The sequence below is a fragment of the Phycicoccus jejuensis genome (assembly GCF_000720925.1).
Taxonomy (GTDB): Bacteria; Actinomycetota; Actinomycetes; order Actinomycetales; family Dermatophilaceae; genus Phycicoccus; species Phycicoccus jejuensis.
Map to the genome: position 1 here is coordinate 15,715 of NZ_JOEE01000004.1, position 15,687 is coordinate 31,401.

General features: G+C 72.2%; 17 protein-coding genes. 13 read left to right on the forward strand and 4 right to left on the reverse strand.

The window, feature by feature from the left end; genetic code table 11:
* The first annotated feature begins 52 nt into the window (after positions 1–52).
* From IG69_RS0108515 to IG69_RS0108535, 5 genes are all read left to right on the forward strand, one after another.
* The gene (locus tag IG69_RS0108515; RefSeq protein WP_245616115.1) at positions 53–1,675 is read left to right on the forward strand and encodes a peptide ABC transporter substrate-binding protein; all 1,623 of its coding nucleotides are present in this window, start codon (positions 53–55) and stop codon (positions 1,673–1,675) included.
* 212 nt (positions 1,676–1,887) lie between these two features.
* Positions 1,888–2,817 (forward strand): ABC transporter permease, encoded by a 930-nt coding sequence (locus IG69_RS0108520; protein ID WP_157577460.1) that lies wholly within the window; start codon positions 1,888–1,890, stop codon positions 2,815–2,817.
* Positions 2,810–3,730 carry an ABC transporter permease gene (locus IG69_RS0108525; RefSeq protein WP_030527743.1) on the forward strand — a complete coding sequence of 307 codons (921 nt, stop codon included), beginning with the start codon at positions 2,810–2,812 and terminating at the stop codon, positions 3,728–3,730. The genes IG69_RS0108520 and IG69_RS0108525 overlap by 8 nt, the downstream gene beginning before the upstream one ends.
* Before the next feature lie 8 nt (positions 3,731–3,738).
* A complete protein-coding gene (locus tag IG69_RS0108530) occupies positions 3,739–4,770 on the forward strand; it encodes an ABC transporter ATP-binding protein (protein WP_051750438.1) in 1,032 nt (343 codons plus the stop codon).
* Entirely contained in the window at positions 4,763–5,971 is a 1,209-nt protein-coding gene (locus IG69_RS0108535; RefSeq protein WP_036829598.1) for an ABC transporter ATP-binding protein, read from the forward strand. The genes IG69_RS0108530 and IG69_RS0108535 overlap by 8 nt, the downstream gene beginning before the upstream one ends.
* Before the next feature lie 39 nt (positions 5,972–6,010).
* Here the strand turns inward: IG69_RS0108535 and rsgA are convergent, their stop codons facing one another.
* From rsgA to IG69_RS0108550, 3 genes are read right to left on the reverse strand one after another with little or no spacing between them, the layout of a single operon-like run.
* Positions 6,011–7,039: a ribosome small subunit-dependent GTPase A gene (rsgA, locus tag IG69_RS0108540; protein WP_030527746.1), complete on the reverse strand. Its 1,029-nt coding sequence runs from the start codon at positions 7,037–7,039 to the stop codon at positions 6,011–6,013.
* On the reverse strand, positions 7,039–8,331 hold the full coding sequence (aroA, locus tag IG69_RS22095) for a 3-phosphoshikimate 1-carboxyvinyltransferase (protein WP_030527747.1): 1,293 nt from the start codon (positions 8,329–8,331) through the stop codon (positions 7,039–7,041). Before aroA ends, rsgA begins: the two co-directional genes overlap by 1 nt.
* On the reverse strand, positions 8,318–8,860 hold the full coding sequence (locus IG69_RS0108550; protein ID WP_030527748.1) for a DoxX family protein: 543 nt from the start codon (positions 8,858–8,860) through the stop codon (positions 8,318–8,320). The genes aroA and IG69_RS0108550 overlap by 14 nt, the downstream gene beginning before the upstream one ends.
* 87 nt (positions 8,861–8,947) lie before the next feature.
* On the opposite strand from IG69_RS0108550, the gene IG69_RS0108555 reads away from it, so the two are divergent.
* The 4 genes from IG69_RS0108555 (at position 8,948) to rsrA (ending at position 11,447) form a co-directional block, all read left to right on the forward strand.
* Positions 8,948–9,790: an SOS response-associated peptidase gene (locus IG69_RS0108555; protein WP_030527749.1), complete on the forward strand. Its 843-nt coding sequence runs from the start codon at positions 8,948–8,950 to the stop codon at positions 9,788–9,790.
* Positions 9,787–10,404, forward strand: coding sequence for an alpha/beta hydrolase family protein (locus tag IG69_RS0108560; RefSeq protein ID WP_030527750.1), 618 nt, complete (start codon positions 9,787–9,789; stop codon positions 10,402–10,404). The genes IG69_RS0108555 and IG69_RS0108560 overlap by 4 nt, the downstream gene beginning before the upstream one ends.
* 135 nt (positions 10,405–10,539) lie before the next feature.
* The gene (locus IG69_RS0108565; RefSeq protein WP_036829600.1) at positions 10,540–11,172 is read left to right on the forward strand and encodes a sigma-70 family RNA polymerase sigma factor; all 633 of its coding nucleotides are present in this window, start codon (positions 10,540–10,542) and stop codon (positions 11,170–11,172) included.
* Entirely contained in the window at positions 11,172–11,447 is a 276-nt protein-coding gene (gene rsrA / locus IG69_RS0108570) for a mycothiol system anti-sigma-R factor (RefSeq protein ID WP_036829601.1), read from the forward strand. The genes IG69_RS0108565 and rsrA overlap by 1 nt, the downstream gene beginning before the upstream one ends.
* Before the next feature lie 62 nt (positions 11,448–11,509).
* Here the strand turns inward: rsrA and IG69_RS23260 are convergent, their stop codons facing one another.
* Positions 11,510–11,584 (reverse strand): 50S ribosomal protein bL37, encoded by a 75-nt coding sequence (locus tag IG69_RS23260; protein WP_009775747.1) that lies wholly within the window; start codon positions 11,582–11,584, stop codon positions 11,510–11,512.
* A gap of 159 nt (positions 11,585–11,743) precedes the next feature.
* Here IG69_RS23260 and IG69_RS22485 point away from each other — a divergent pair, with 159 nt between their 5' ends.
* Genes IG69_RS22485 through manA form a run of 4 tightly spaced genes read left to right on the forward strand, consistent with a single transcriptional unit; the run spans position 11,744 to position 15,686 of the window.
* Complete coding sequence (locus IG69_RS22485) at positions 11,744–11,881, forward strand: hypothetical protein (protein WP_169742048.1); 138 nt, start codon at positions 11,744–11,746, stop codon at positions 11,879–11,881.
* Positions 11,882–11,906: 25 nt separating this feature from the next.
* Positions 11,907–13,160: an HD-GYP domain-containing protein gene (locus IG69_RS0108585; RefSeq protein WP_030527753.1), complete on the forward strand. Its 1,254-nt coding sequence runs from the start codon at positions 11,907–11,909 to the stop codon at positions 13,158–13,160.
* A 5-nt stretch (positions 13,161–13,165) separates the two neighbouring features.
* Positions 13,166–14,482, forward strand: coding sequence for an HD-GYP domain-containing protein (locus IG69_RS0108590; RefSeq protein WP_051750383.1), 1,317 nt, complete (start codon positions 13,166–13,168; stop codon positions 14,480–14,482).
* Between the two features lie 49 nt (positions 14,483–14,531).
* Positions 14,532–15,686 (forward strand): mannose-6-phosphate isomerase, class I, encoded by a 1,155-nt coding sequence (gene manA / locus IG69_RS0108595; RefSeq protein WP_030527755.1) that lies wholly within the window; start codon positions 14,532–14,534, stop codon positions 15,684–15,686.
* Position 15,687: the final 1 nt, after the last annotated feature.

A 15,687-nucleotide genomic window follows, 5' to 3' on the forward strand; every position in this document is an offset into this window, starting at 1 on the left:
TCACAGGAGGACATCCATGCGAGGAACTGCTCGCACGGTCGCCGTTGCGGCCATGTCCGCCGTTGCTCTGCTCGCTGCCGGTTGTGGCAGCGGGGACAGCGGCGGCGACCAGAGCTCGGCGGCCGGCGGCAAGACGGGCGGCGAGATCACCGTCCGCGGCTGCAACCCGCAGAACCCTCTCGTCCCGAGCAACACGACCGAGACCTGCGGTGGCAACGTCATCGACGCCATCTTCTCGAAGCTCGTGCACTACAACGCGGAGACGGCCAAGCCGGAGAACGACCTCGCGGAGTCCATCGACACGACGGACAACCAGAACTTCACGATCAAGCTCAAGCAGGGTCGCAAGTTCCACGACGGCACCGAGATCAAGGCCAAGAACTTCGTCGACGCCTGGAACTACGCCGCCTACGCGCCCAACGGCCAGTCCTCGGGCTACTTCATGGAGCCCATCGAGGGCTACGGCGACCTCCAGTGCACCGGCACCGGTGACGACCCCTGCGCCGGTGACGGCAAGGCCAAGGCCGACAAGCTGACCGGCCTCAAGGTCGTCGACGACTACACCTTCACGATCAAGACGACCGAGAAGGTCTCGAACCTCCCGGTCCGCCTGGGCTACTCGGCGTTCTCGCCGCTCCCGGACGCCTTCTTCTCGGACCCCAAGGCCTTCGGCGACAAGCCGATCGGCTCGGGCCCGTACAAGCTGGACGCCTGGAACAAGGAGCAGTCGATCGTCCTGTCCAAGTTCGCCGACTACACCGGTGACTTCGGCGGCAAGGTCGACAAGATCACCTTCAAGATCTACACGGAGTCCGACGCCGCGTACAACGACGTCATCGCCAGCAACCTGGACATCACGGACGAGATCCCGACCAGCGCGCTGATCGACGACAAGTACAAGCAGGACCTCCCCGACCGCAACGCGCAGAAGGAGACCGGCGTCATCCAGACGGTCACCTTCGCGCCCACCAAGGTCGACCCGAACTACGCGGACCCGAAGATCCGTCAGGCGATCTCCATGGCGATCGACCGCGACACGATCATCAAGCAGATCTTCAACAACACCCGCGTCCCCGCCACCGGCTGGGTCTCCCCGGTCGTCGACGGCTACAAGGCCGACCAGTGCGGTGAGTACTGCACCTACGACCCGACCAAGGCCAAGGCCCTCCTCCAGGAGGCCGGCGGCTTCAAGGGCGACAAGATCACCCTGTCCTACAACGCGGACGCCGCGCACAAGGACTGGACCGAGGCCACCTGCAACAGCATCAAGCAGGCCCTGGGTGTCGACTGCGTCGCCACCGGTGTCGTCGACTTCGCGACCTTCCGCACGCAGATCGCGGAGCGCAAGATGAAGGGCATGTTCCGCACCGGCTGGCAGATGGACTACCCGTCGATCGAGAACTTCCTCGCCCCGATCTTCAAGACCGGCGCGTCGTCCAACGACGGTGACTACTCCAACCCGGAGTTCGACAAGCTGCTGACCCAGGCGGCCGCGTCGACCGACGAGGCCGAGGCCAACAGCCTGTACCAGCAGGCCGAGGCGCTCCTCGCGCAGGACATGCCGGCCATCCCGATGTGGTACGGCAAGACCACGATGGGCTGGTCCGACAAGGTCACCGGCGTGAAGATCACCGCCTTCGGCACGATCGACTTCTCGTCGGTCGCCCTGAAGTGACGGACGGGACCTCCTGAGGTCCCGACCCCCACAGTCGTCGGCCTGTCAGCAGCAGCTGGCAGGCCGACGGCCGTGTCCGGGCAGAGCAGGCGGGAAAGGCCGGTCCCCTGCTACCGATGCCCGCACGCATGGTCTAGGTTCAACCCGGTAATCCACCCCGACGCCCCTCGCCCGACCCCCGGCGACGCGTCCCGAAACCCCAAGGAGGTGACGTGGGCACCTACATCGTCCGGCGGATCCTGCAGATGATCCCCGTGATCCTGGGAGCTACGTTCCTCATCTTCGCGATGGTCTTCGCCCTACCCGGCGACCCCGTCGCGGGCAAGTGCGGTGAGCGCCCCTGCTCGGCGGCCTACCGCGCGGCCTTCATCGAGAAGTACAACCTCGACGACCCCCTGCCCATCCAGTACGGCAAGTACGTCGTCAACCTCGCCAAGGGCGACCTCGGCACGACCGCGAGCGACACCCCGGTCGCCGACCAGCTCAAGCTGCGCGTGCCGGTCACGGGCAAGCTCGCGCTCATGGCGGTCGCGTTCGAGGCGCTGGTCGGCATCCTGGCCGGCGTGCTGACAGGCATCCGCAAGGGCGGGTTCCTCGACAACCTCGTGCTCGTCTCGACCCTCGTGCTCATCTCGATCCCGATCTTCGTCATCGGCAACGTCGCCCAGCTCTACCTCGGGGTCAAGTTCGGGCTGTTCCCGGTCACGGTGACCTCGAGCAACCCCACGTTCTACGAGCTGCTGCTGCCCGCGCTGGTCCTCGGCTCGCTGTCGGTCGCCTACGTCGCGCGCCTCATGCGGACCAACCTCGTCGAGAACCTGCGCTCGGACTACGTCCGCACCGCGATCTCCAAGGGTCTGACCAAGCGCCGGGCCTACGGCCTGCACGCGCTGCGCAACTCGCTCATCCCCGTCGTCACCTTCATCGGGTTCGACTTCGGGGCCCTCCTCGGCGGCGCCGTCGTCACCGAGGGCATCTTCAACATCCCCGGCGTCGGCGGCTACATCTTCCGCGCGATCCGGGTGCGGGACGGCGCCTCGGTCGTCGGCTCGGTGACCTTCCTCGTGATCGTCTACCTCGTCGTCAACCTGCTCGTCGACCTGTTGTACGGACTGCTCGACCCGAGGATCAGCCATGACTGAGGCCGCCGTCTCCGAAGCCCCCACGTCCACCCCCGAGGGCGGCGACTCCGCTCCCGCCCGATCGCTCGCCTCGGACGCCTGGCGCACGATGCGCAGCAACCCGCTGTTCTGGGTCTCGTCCGTGCTCATCGTGATCTTCACGCTGATGGCGATCTTCCCGAGCCTGTTCACGAGCACCAACCCGACCGAGGCGATCCTGCGGGACGCCCGCGTGCGGCCCAACGCCGACGCCTGGTTCGGCCGCGACATCCAGGGCTACGACATCTACGCCCGCTGCATCTACGGGGCGCGCGCGTCGATCCTCGTCGGCCTCCTGACGACCGTCTTCACGACGCTCGTCGGTGGCATCGTCGGTGTCTTCGCCGGCTACGTGGGCGGCTGGACCGACACGATCCTCTCGCGGCTCGGTGACGTCTTCTTCGCCATCCCGCTGCTGCTCGGTGCGGTCATCGTGCTCGTCACGCTGCCGGCCACGGACAACTACTTCTACATCGTCCTCAAGGTCGTGCTGGCGCTCGTCGTCCTCGGCTGGCCGAGCATGGCGCGCCTCATGCGCTCCAGCGTCATCCAGGTCAAGCCGAACGACTACGTGCAGGCCGCGCGGGCCCTGGGCGCGAGCCCGTGGCGCGTCGTGCGCTCGCACATCGTCCCCAACGCCCTCGCGCCGATGATCGTCGTCGCGACGATCAACCTCGGGGCCTACATCTCGGCGGAGGCGACGTTGTCCTACCTGGGCATCGGCCTGCAGCCGCCGACCGTCTCCTGGGGCGTCGACATCAGCGCCGCGGTCGTCGGCATGCGCACCACCCCGCACATGCTGTTCTTCCCCAGCCTGTTCCTGTCCCTCACGGTTCTCGCGTTCATCATGCTCGGTGACGTGGTCCGTGACGCCCTCGACCCGAAGAACCGGTGAGCGACACGATGAGCACCGCGACCGACACCACGACCTCGGGGCACACCTACACCCCCAAGGACGGCGTCCTCCTGGAGGTCGACGACCTGTTCGTCGAGTTCCACACCCGCGACGGCGTGGCCACGGCCATCAACGGCGTCTCGTTCGAGCTGCGCCAGGGCGAGTCGCTCGCCATCCTCGGTGAGTCCGGCTCCGGCAAGTCCGTCACCGCGCAGGCGATCATGGGCATCCTCGACATGCCGCCGGCGGTCATCCCGCAGGGGCACATCCGCTACTGCGGCGAGGACCTCCTGACGATGCCGGAGGAGCAGCGGCGCAAGACCCGCGGACCGGAGATCTCGATGATCTTCCAGGACGCGCTCTCGTCGCTCAACCCCGTCTTCCCCGTGGGCTGGCAGATCGCCGAGATGTTCCGCGTCCACCGCGGGATGAACAAGAGCGACGCGCTCGAGCAGGCCGTCCGCCTCATGGAGCGGGTGCAGATCCCGGCCGCCCGCGACCGGGTCAAGGCCTACCCGCACCAGTTCTCCGGCGGCATGCGTCAGCGCATCATGATCGCGATGGCCATCGCGCTCGACCCGGCGGTGCTCATCGCCGACGAGCCGACGACCGCCCTCGACGTCACCGTCCAGGCGCAGATCATGGCGCTCCTCGAGGAGCTGCAGGAGGAGCGCCAGATGGGGCTCATCCTCATCACCCACGACCTCGGTGTGGTCGCCGACGTCGCGGACCGGATCGCGGTCATGTACTCGGGCCGGCTCGTCGAGAAGGCCGAGGTCCTCGACCTCTACGCCTCCCCGGGTCACCCGTACACGCGCGGCCTGCTCGAGTCGATCCCGCGCCTGGACCAGAAGGGCCAGACCCTCGCGGCGATCGGCGGCCTGCCGCCGAACCTCATGAACATCCCGCCGGGGTGCCCCTTCAACCCGCGCTGCCGGATGGCGCAGGACATCTGCCGCACCGACCGCCCCGCCCTGCGCGAGGTCGCCCCCGGCCGGCTGTCCGCCTGCCACTTCGCCGAGGAGGTCATCGATGCCTGAGGTCGTCCTCAGCGCCAACAACCTGGTCAAGCACTACCCGATCAAGAAGGGTGTGCTGCGCCGCACCGTCGGCCACGTCAAGGCCGTCGACGGGGTCAGCTTCGATCTGCACAAGGGCGAGACGCTCGGCATCGTCGGCGAGTCCGGCTGTGGCAAGTCCACGCTCGGCCGCCTGCTCATGCGCCTCGAGGAGCCGACCGCCGGCACCGTGCAGTTCGAGGGGCAGGACTGGTCCGGGGCCTCGGCCCGCGAGACCCGTCGGCTGCGCCGCAACATCCAGATCGTCTTCCAGGACCCGTACACGTCGCTCAACCCGCGGATGACGGTCGGCGACATCATCGGCGAGCCGCTCGAGATCCACCCCGACGTCGTCCCCAAGGGCGGTCGCCGGCAGCGGGTCCAGGAGCTGCTCGACCTCGTCGGGCTCAACCCGGAGCACATCAACCGCTACCCGCACCAGTTCTCGGGCGGTCAGCGCCAGCGCATCGGGATCGCGCGCGGCATCGCGCTCAACCCCAAGGTGCTCATCTGCGACGAGCCGGTCTCCGCGCTCGACGTGTCGGTGCAGGCGCAGGTCGTCAACCTCATGGAGAAGCTGCAGGACGAGCTCGGCCTGGCGTACGTGTTCATCGCGCACGACCTGTCCGTCGTCCGGCACATCTCGGACCGCGTCGGGGTCATGTACCTCGGGCGGATGGCCGAGCTCGGCGAGGAGGACGAGGTGTACTCGCGTCCGACGCACCCGTACACCCAGGCCCTACTCTCGGCCGTGCCGGTGCCCGACCCGACCCTGCGCGGCAAGCGCGAGCAGATCGTCCTCGTCGGCGACGTGCCCTCGCCGGCCAACCCGCCGTCGGGGTGCCGCTTCCACACCCGGTGCTGGAAGGCGCAGGACGTCTGCAGCCAGGAGGAGCCCCAGCTCGAGATGCGCCAGGACGGCGCCGGCGGCCACCTCTCGGCGTGCCACTTCGCCGAGCCGCGGCTCGTCGTCGAGACGGTCGACGTCAGCGACCTCGTGCCCGACGAGCGGTTCGTCAGCAGCAGCACCGACGACCTCGACGACGTGGGTTCCGGTCTCGGACACGATGACTCGCTCGCGCCGGACGACCGCTCGACGGTCGAGCGGTCGAGCGTGTCCGACCCGCAGGCTCCGGCCGACACCAGCCGCGTCGTCCAGGACACGGACGACCAGCAGCGCTGACGCGCGCGGCGCGTCACCCGTGACGGCCGCCGGTGGGGATCAGTCCTCGCCGGCGGCCGTTCGCGTGCGCAGCAGCCGGCGCAGGGAGTCCAGGCGCGAGGGGCCGGCCGGGCCGGCAGCCCCGCTCGCCACCCAGGCGTCGAGGGCGCACTCCTCCTCGTCGTGGGTGCAGCCCCGCGGGCACTCCGCCGTGCCGGGCTCGAGGTCGGGGAAGTGGTGCACGATGCGCGTCGGGTCGACGTGCGCCAGCCCGAAGGAGCGCACGCCCGGGGTGTCGACGACCCAGCCGTCGTCGTCGGGCAGGGGGAGGGCCACCGCGGAGGTCGAGGTGTGGCGGCCGCGCCCGGTGACGTCGTTGACGACGCCGACGGCCCGCAGCGCGTCCGGGACGAGCGCGTTGACGAGCGTCGACTTGCCCACCCCGGAGTGACCGACGAGGACGCTGGTGCGCCCGCGCAGCGCCTCGAGCACCGCGTCCAGCCCCTCGATGTCGTCCTGCGGTGTGCGCGAGGTGACGACGTGCGGCACCGACAGCGGGGCGTACTGCTCGAGGAAGGGCGCGGGGTCGGTGAGGTCGGCCTTGGTGAGGACGAGGAGGGGATCCATCCCGGCGTCGTAGGCGGCGACGAGGCACCGGTCGATGAGGCGCGGGCGGGGCTCGGGGTTGGTCAGGGCCGAGACGACGACGAGCTGGTCGGCGTTGGCGACGAGCACCCGTTCGACCGGGTCGGTGTCGTCGGCGGTCCGGCGCAGCAGGGTCACGCGCTCCCCGAGCCGGACGATGCGGGCCAGCGAGCCCTCGGCCCCGCTCGTGTCGCCGACGAGGTGCACCTCGTCCCCGACGACGATGCCCTTGCGGCCCAGCTCGCGGGCCCGCATCGCGACGAGGTCGTGGTGCGCCGAGCCGTCGCCGACGCGGACGCGGTAGCGGCCGCGGTCGACCCCCAGGACGCGGCCGACGACGGCGTCCTCGTGCTTGGGCCGGTCCTTGGTGCGTGGGCGCGACCCTCGACGGTTGGGACGGATGCGGACGTCGGACTCGTCGTAGTCCCGGGTCGACCTCGCCATCACGCGTCCGCGTGGACCCGCTGGTCGAGCATGCGCTCCCAGAGCGTGGTGAACTCCGGCATCGTCTTGCCGACCGTCCCGACGTCCTCGATGACGATGCCCGGGACGGCGAGGCCGAGCACGGCGGCGGCCATGACCATCCGGTGGTCGGCGTAGGTGCGGAACCGGTTGCCGTGCAACGGCTTCGGGACGATGCGCAGCCCGTCCTCGGTCTCGGTGACCTCGGCGCCGACGCCGGTGAGCTCGGTCCGCAGCGCGGCGAGGCGGTCGGTCTCGTGCCCACGGATGTGCGCGACCCCGCGGATGACGCTGGGCCCCTCGGCGAGGGCCGCGACCGCCGCCACGACGGGGGTGAGCTCGCTCGAGCCGTGCAGGTCGACATCGACCCCGAGGATGCCCCCGGTCCCCGTGACGGTGAGGCCGGAGCGGTCGAGGACGACCTCGGCGCCCATCATGTCGAGGACCTCGCGGACGAAGTCGCCGCCCTGGGTCGTGTACTGCGGCCAGCCGGGGACGGTCACCGTGCCGCCGGTCACGAGGGCGGCCGCGAGGAACTGCGCGGCGTTGGAGAGGTCCGGCTCGACCTGGACGTCGAGCGCGTTGACCTCGCTCGGCTCGACCCGCCAGGTGTCCGCGTCGCCGTCGTCGACGACGACCGCCGCGTCGCGCAGCGTCTCGACGGTCATCTCGATGTGGGGGAGGCTCGGCAGGGTGCCACCGGCGTGGCGCACGGTGACCCCACGGTCGTAGCGCGGCGCCGAGAGCAGCAGCCCGGAGAGGAACTGCGACGACGCCGACGCGTCGATGGTCACCTCGCCACCGCGGATCGCGCCGGTGCCGTGGACGGTGAAGGGCAGCACGCCGCGGCCACCGTCGTCGACCTCGACACCGAGCGCACGCAGACCCTCGAGGACGGGGGCCATCGGGCGGTGGCGGGCCCCCTCGTCGCCGTCGAAGCGGGTGGAGCCGACGGCGAGGCCGGCGAGCGGCGGCACGAACCGCATGACGTTGCCGGAGAGGCCGCAGTCGACGGTGCCGCCGCCGGTCAGGGCCGCGGGCGTGACGAGCCAGTCACCGTCGTCGACGTCGTCGACGCCCACGCCGAGCGTCCGCAGCGCCCCGGCCATGAGGAGGGTGTCGCGCGAGCGCAGCGGCGCCCGCAGGCGGGAGACGTCCGAGGCGAGGGCCGCGAGGACGAGGTAGCGGTTGGTGAGGGACTTGCTGCCGGGCAGGACGACGCGGGCGTCGACCGGGGACCCGGCGGTCGGAGCGGGCCAGTCAGGAGAAGGCATGCTGCGCCTGGGCCGCCTTCAGCTTGGCCTCGGTGGCGGCGGTCCGTGCGGCGTGCCGCACCTCGCGCCGGGTCGTGCGACCGGCACGGTGCACGCTCTCGTTCGCCAGGTGCGCGCGGTAGGCCAGCCCGGGCCGGCCCTCGGTGTCGACCGCGGCGATGAGCAGGCCGCCGAGGATCCCGAGGTTCTTCAGGAGGTGGGTGCGCTGCTGGGCGCGCGTCGCCGGGTCGTCCTCGCGCCAGTACTGGTGGCCGGCGACGGTGGTGGGGACCAGGGACGCGGCGAGGACGGCCGCCGAGAGGCGCGGCAGCTTGCCGAGGGCGAGCATCGTGCCGGCGCCGACCATGACGATGCCGTTGGCCCGCACGAGCAGCTCGGTGTCGTCGGGGAGCCCGAGGCGGGGGGCGAGCTTCTCGACGACCGGGCGGGCCTTCTCGGCCTTCGCCGAGGGGTGCTTGAGCTGGTCGGTGCCCCCCACGACGAACATCGACGCGAGCAGGGGTCGGGCGAGGCGTCGCACCAAGGACATCCGGGACCTCCGGGTCGGGGTCGCTGCTGGTCAGGACCTCCCGGCCTACCGTAGTTGCTCGGGCTGCCGCTGCGTAGCCTGAGCACCATGTGTGGGCGCTACGCGGCGACGGCGAACCCCGACGAGCTCGTCCTCGAGTTCGAGGTCGACGAGGACCGGACCGGCGAGCCGGGACGCAGCGTCCTCGTCAACCCGCAGGAGCCCCCGCCGGGGACGCCGGACCACAACATGGCCCCGACCAAGCAGGCCCCGGTCGTCCTCAGCCGCCCCCCGCGGGAGGACCGCGAGGCCGCGGCGCGGCGCCAGCTGCGCCTCCTCACGTGGGGGCTGGTGCCCAGCTGGTCCAAGGACGCCAGGGGCGGGGTCCGGATGATCAACGCCCGCGTCGAGTCGGTCGCCGAGAAGCCCGCCTTCGCCCGCGCTCTCGCCGCCCGTCGCTGCCTCGTCCCGGCCCGTGGCTGGTACGAGTGGCAGGTCTCGCCGACGGCGCTGGACGCCAAGGGCAAGCCGCGCAAGCAGCCGTTCTTCACCTCCCGCGCCGACGGCGCGAGCGTGGCGATGGCCGGCCTCTACGAGTTCTGGCGCGACCCCGCGGTCGCCGACGCCGACGACCCGCTCGCCTGGCTGACGACCTTCACCGTCCTCACCGGGCCGGCCGAGCCCGGGCTGGACCGCATCCACGACCGCCAGCCGGTCGTCCTCGAGGCGGGGGAGTGGGCCCGCTGGCTCGACCCGGCCGCCGGCGCCGCCGACGTGGCGGACCTGCTCGGGCCCCGGGCGCCGGGACGGTTCACCGCGTACCCGGTCTCGCGTGCCGTGAGCAGCAGCCGCGCGAACGGGCCGGGGCTGCTCGAGCCGGCTCCCGAGGCGGACCTCGTGGGCGTCGTCGACCCGACGACCGGCGAGGTCGTCGGCGGTCCGGCGGAGTGAGCGAGCGGCTGCACGCGACGCCGGCGGGGACGGCCCGCAGCGCGACGAGCGAGCCGTCTGGGGACGCGGCGGGCACCCTCGTCCTCGGTCACGGCGCCGGGGGCCTGCGCTGGACCGCCGACGTCACCGCCGTGCGCGACGCCGCGCTCGGGGCCGGGTGGCGGGTCGTCCTCGTCGACCAGCCCTGGCGGGTGGCCGGCAAGCGACTGGGACCCGGCCCCGCGGCGCTCGACCCCGCCTGGGTCGCCGTGCTCCGTGACCTCGACCCGGGGCCGCTCCTCGTCGTCGGGGGCCGCAGCGCCGGGGCTCGCGTCGCCTGCCGGACGGCGTCCGCGGTGGGGGCGCGCGCGGTGCTCGCCCTCTCCTTCCCCCTGCACCCACCGGGCCGTCCGGAGCGCTCACGCGCCGACGAGCTCGCCAGGCCCGCCGCGGACGGGCTGGGGGTCCACGTCGTCCAGGGCCGCACCGACCCGTTCGGCACCCCGGCGGAGCTGCGCGCCGTCCTGCCCCCGCGCGGCACCCTCGCCGAGGTCGACGGTCCGCACTCGCTCGAGCGCTCCGCCCCCGCCGTCGCGGCCGCGGCCCTCGCCGTCCTGGCGTCGCTGACGTCCTGACCAGGGCGCGGCACGGAATGACTCCGCGGCCCCCGGCGTTCTCGCCTGCGTCAGCACAGTCACCGACCGGAGGCACCTTTCGTGTTCGTCCTCGACACCTCGACCCGTCCCCGGGCCCGGATAGGCTGGGAGGCGATGAGCACCCCCCAGACACCGCTCGAGGAGACCTCGCAGGAGGTCGACCTCGCGACCGAGACCCCGCAGGAGCGGCAGGCCCGCTTCGAGCGCGAGGCCATGCCCCTCATGGACCAGCTGTACGCCGCGGCCATGCGGACGACCCGCAACCCGGCCGATGCCGAGGACCTCCTCCAGGAGACCTACGCCAAGGCCTACGCCGCGTTCCACCAGTACCGTCCGGGCACCAACCTCAAGGCCTGGATGTACCGCATCCTCACGAACACCTACATCAACACCTACCGCAAGAAGCAGCGCGAGCCCCAGCAGTCCGACGCCGCCGAGGTCGAGGACTACCAGCTGGCGCGGGCGGAGTCGCACACGTCCGCCGGCCTCAAGTCCGCCGAGGCCGCGGCGCTGGAGCACCTGCCCGACACGCAGGTGACCCGGGCGCTCCAGGAGCTCCCCGAGGACTTCCGGCTCGCCGTCTACCTCGCCGACGTCGAGGGCTTCGCGTACAAGGAGATCGCCGAGATCATGGGGACCCCGATCGGCACCGTCATGTCCCGCCTGCACCGCGGGCGTCGTCAGCTGCGCGCGCTGCTCACCGGCTACGCCCGGGACCGCGGCCTCGTCGGGGCGGAGGTGGAGTGATGGGACACCAGCACGCCGACCACCAGGGGCACGCCGACTGCTCGGAGGTCCTCCACCACATCTACGAGTACCTCGACGGCGAGATGAGCCCCGAGGACGTCAAGCGGGTGGCGACCCACCTCGCCGAGTGCCGCCCGTGCCTCGCCGAGCACGACCTCGACGCCGCGGTCAAGGCCGTCGTCAAGCGGTCGTGCACCGAGACCGAGACCCCCGCCGCGGTGCGGATGCAGGTGCTGCAGAGGCTCACCGTCGTCCGCGTCGAGCACGAGGACTGACCCCACCGGACAGCGAAGGGCCCGGAGTGCGACGCACTCCGGGCCCTTCGTCGTCCGCGCGCTCAGGCGTTGGGCTTGCGGCCGTGGTTGGCCTTGTTGCCCTTGCGCGAGCGGCGCTTGCGGGCGCGCTTGCTCATGGTGACTCCTCGTCCGTGGGGTGCCCAGCGCGACGACACGCGCGGGCGATCTTGTCCGTTGCGATTGTCGCACACCACCGCCCGTGAAAGAATTCCGCTGTCTCGGCCGCCCCGGAGAGCCAGGGCCGGGACATCCACCCTCTGGAAGAAGGACACATCATGCGCACGTTCCGTTCTCTCGCCGCTGCCGCGCTCCTCGCCGCTCTCGCCACGATCACCGTCTCGGGCACCGCGTCGGCCGCTCCCTCCGACGGCCCCCAGACCGTCTACGTCGGCAAGGCGTCCTGGACCTGGTGACGTCGGTCACTCCCGAGACGGTTCGATGAAGGACGCCGCCCGGGAGCGCTCTCCTCGCCGCATCGCGACGGCCGTGTTCATCACGGTCGTCGCGATGTTGGCGGTGGTGGTCGGTGTCTGGTCCTACACCGAGTTCGGCATCGGGGAGCCCGCGGCCGTCCTCGTCTTCGTCCTCTTCGCGGTCCTGCACGTCATCCTCCCGGACGCCGTCGTGGAGGGCCGGGTCAGGGTGTCCCTCTCGGGCGTCATCCTGCTCGCAGGTCAGGCCGTCGTCGGCCCCGCGGGTGTCGCGATCGTGGGTCTGGCCGTCGGCGCCCCCCAGGGGCGTCACGTCCCCTTGCGCAACCGGGTCTACAACGCCGCCCAGTGCTCCCTGCACGGCGCGGCCGGAGGGATCGCCTTCCTCCTCGTCGGGGGCACGACCGACCCCGCACGGCTGCAGGACGTGGGCGACATCGTGGTGCACCTGGCGCTCCCGCTCCTCGTGGCCGACGTGGCCCAGGCGCTGACCAACCTCGTCGCCATCGTCGCGGTGCTCCGCGTGGCGGAGGGAGTGCCGATGCGCCCGCAGGCCCTGACGATGCTGCGCGGCACCGGCTTCGCCTACATCGCCCACGGTGTCATCGCGTTCATCATGGTCGTGCTGTGGACCCTCGGGGACCTCGGCCCGTACGCCGCCGTCATCGTCCTCGTGCCGCTCATCGTCGCCCAGTGGGTCTACCGCCAGCGGGCCGAGGAGCTCACCGGCCAACAACGAGCTCTCGAGGTGCTCGTCGCCGCCCTCGAGGCGAAGGCCCCCCGCCTCGCCGGGCACAGCGCCCGGGTCGCGGAGCTCAGCGCGCACATGGCCGAGCACCTCGGGCTCGGCCCCCAGCAGGTCGCCGAGACCCGGGTGGCCGGCATGCTCCACGACCTCGGCCAGACGAGCCTGCCGACCCGGACCGCGCGCAGCATCGACCTGACCGACGAGGCAGCGGTGCTGGACTACCCGGCACGGGGAGCGGAGATCCTCCACGACCTCAGCTTCCTCGACGGGGCGCTCGACCCCATCCGGCGCCACCGGGAGGCGCTCGGCACCGACCGGCAGCTGTCGCTCCCCGCGCGCATCGTGGGCGTGGCCGACAGCTTCGACCTGCTGACCTCCGTCGGGCCACCGGACGGGCACCTGCTGGCCCCGACGCAGGCCAGGGAGCTGCTCGCCCGGCGGACGCCCGACGGCGAGATTCTCCGGGCCCTGGACCACGCGCTGATGCGGAGCGGTCAGTCGGTGCGGCGATGAGGCCGATGATCCGTCGGCCCCAGGGGGTCGCGCGCTCGGTCGTCCTCCTGCTCGGGGCCCTCGCGGTCCTGCGCGGGCTCCTCGCCGCCGGGTGGGAGCTGCCGACGCTGCTCACGACCCACGGCGACACGCTGCTCGTCGTCGTCGCGTGCGTCGCGCTCGGCGAGCTGGCCCGGATCAGGATGCCGAGCGGCCGTGAGACCGCGCCGCTGTCGTCCGCCGCGGCCCTCAGCGCGGTCTTCCTCGGGCCGGTGTTCGGTGAGCCACGCTTCGACGTCCAGGCCGGGCTCGTCGTCCTCGTCGTCGCCGCGGGGCTGCTGCTCGCCGCCGGCTACCGGGCGCTGCGTCACCGGCCGGCGGGCGCCCCGGTGCTCGCCGCCCGCGTCGTCGGGGTGGCGGTCGCCGCGCTCGTCACCCGTGACTGGGGGGCGCCGACGCTCTGGCAGACCCAGGTCGACCCGACGGTGCCGCGCGCCGCGGTGGCCCTCGGGATGGTGCTCGTCGCGACGGTCGGGCTGCTGACCGAGATCGTCCTCGTGGCGGCCGTGCGCGCCGAGCGCCAGCGGACCCCGTGGTCCGCGGCCGTGCGCGACGAGGTGGGCGAGGCTGCCCCGCTCACGGTGGCGGTCGTCGTCACCGGACCCATGGTCGCCCTCATGGCCCCGGTCCTCGGGCTGCTGTCGCTGCCGCTGGCGCTCTTCCCGCTCGCGATGGCCTACACCGCGGTGCGGCAGTACATCCGCAACCGCGCCACGAACCGCCAGCTCATCGCCACGTTGTCGCACCTCACCGAGCACGGCGGCTACACCCCGGTCCACCACGCCGAGCGCGTGGCCCAGCTGTCGCTCCGGATCGGACGCGTCCTCGGCCTGTCGGAACGGACGCTGCGCGACCTCGAGTACGCGGCCCTCCTGCACGACCTGGGGCAGATCTCCCTGCTGGACCCCATCCCGGACGGCGCCACGGTGCTCGCGGCGCCCGCCGACCAGCGCTCCATCGCGGCCGAGGGCGGTCGCATCATCCGCCGCGCCGAGATCTTCGAGGACGTCGCCGACTACGTCGAGGACCAGACCGTTCCGTACCGCATGGTCCGCGAGCTCGGCGAGGACGTCCCGATGGCGAGCCGGATCATCAAGTGCGCCAACGCCTACGACGACCTGACCGGTGGCTCGGCCGACCCCGCGCTCGTCGAGGCGGCGATCGAGCGGATCCACCTCGGCCTCGGCTACGAGTACGACCCCGACGTCGTCGACGCCCTGACCCGCATCGTCGAGGACGGGGCCGTGGGGCGCGTCGGCGAGCAGCGCGCGGGCGCCCGGTAGAGTCGAGCGACCTGCCGGCCCGTCCGGCCGCCCCGACCCGAAGGACCCCGTGGACCGCCTCACGCCTGTCGTCTTCAACGACGCGTGGGGATCCCACGTCGCCATCGCGAGCCTCCAGGGCCGCTCGATCCCGACCGCCCTGCCGGAGTCAGAGCTGTGGATGGGGGCCCACGAGAGCGGGCCCGCCGGCACCGACCGTCCGGGCGCCCCGGACCTCGCGGCGGTCGTCGCGAGCGACCCGGTCGGCGAGCTCGGAGCGGCCTGCGTCGAGCGCCACGGCGAGCGGCTGCCGTTCCTCCTCAAGGTGCTCGCCCCGGGGCGGGCCATCTCGATCCAGGTCCACCCGAGCGCCGCGCAGGCCGGTGAGCTGCGGGCGCTGACCGGCGACAGCGTCTACGTCGACGACTCGGCCAAGCCCGAGCTGCTCCTCGCGGTGGCCCCCTTCGAGGTGTTCGTCGGGATGCGCGAGCCGGACGAGGTCGCCGAGATCGCCCGCCGGCTCGCGGTGCCCGCCTTCACGCGCGCCGTCGAGGCGGCGCGGGGCGCCGAGGACCCCTGCCACGCGGTGCTGGCGAACGTCCTCGCGACGCCGCCGGTCGAGGTGCCGGGGCTGACCCGCGAGGTCGTCGCGGCGTGCCTGCGGATGTCCGAGGGCGAGGACGAGATCGCCGGCGCGGCCGCCGCCGTCGTCGCCCGGGCGGAGGAGCACCCCGACGACATCGGGCTCGTCGTCCTGCTCCTCATGCACCACCGCGTGCTGCGGCCGGGGGAGTTCATCGACGTCGCGGCCGGGGTCCTGCACTCGTACGTGCACGGCCTGGGCATCGAGGTCCTCGCCAACTCCGACAACGTGGTGCGCGCGGGTCTCACCTCGAAGGAGGTCAACGTCCCCGAGCTCCTGCGGATCGTCGACCCGCGCGCCGACGGCGTCGCGGGCCGCGGCGTCCGGCTGGCCGACGGTGTCGAGGTGTACCCCGGGGCGTCCGACCGCTTCCTCCTACACAGGGTGCAGCCCGGGCGCCGGCTGCCGGGGGAGGCGGGCCCGCGGCTCGTCTTCTGCCTGCGCGGGCGGGTGACCCTGCGCTCGGCCACCGGGGAGGTCGAGCTCTCCGACACCGGCTCCGCGTTCCTGCCCGACCGCGAGGGCCCGGTCGACCTCGAGGGCTCCGGCGAGGTCTACGTCGTCACCGTCCCCGGCCTCTGAG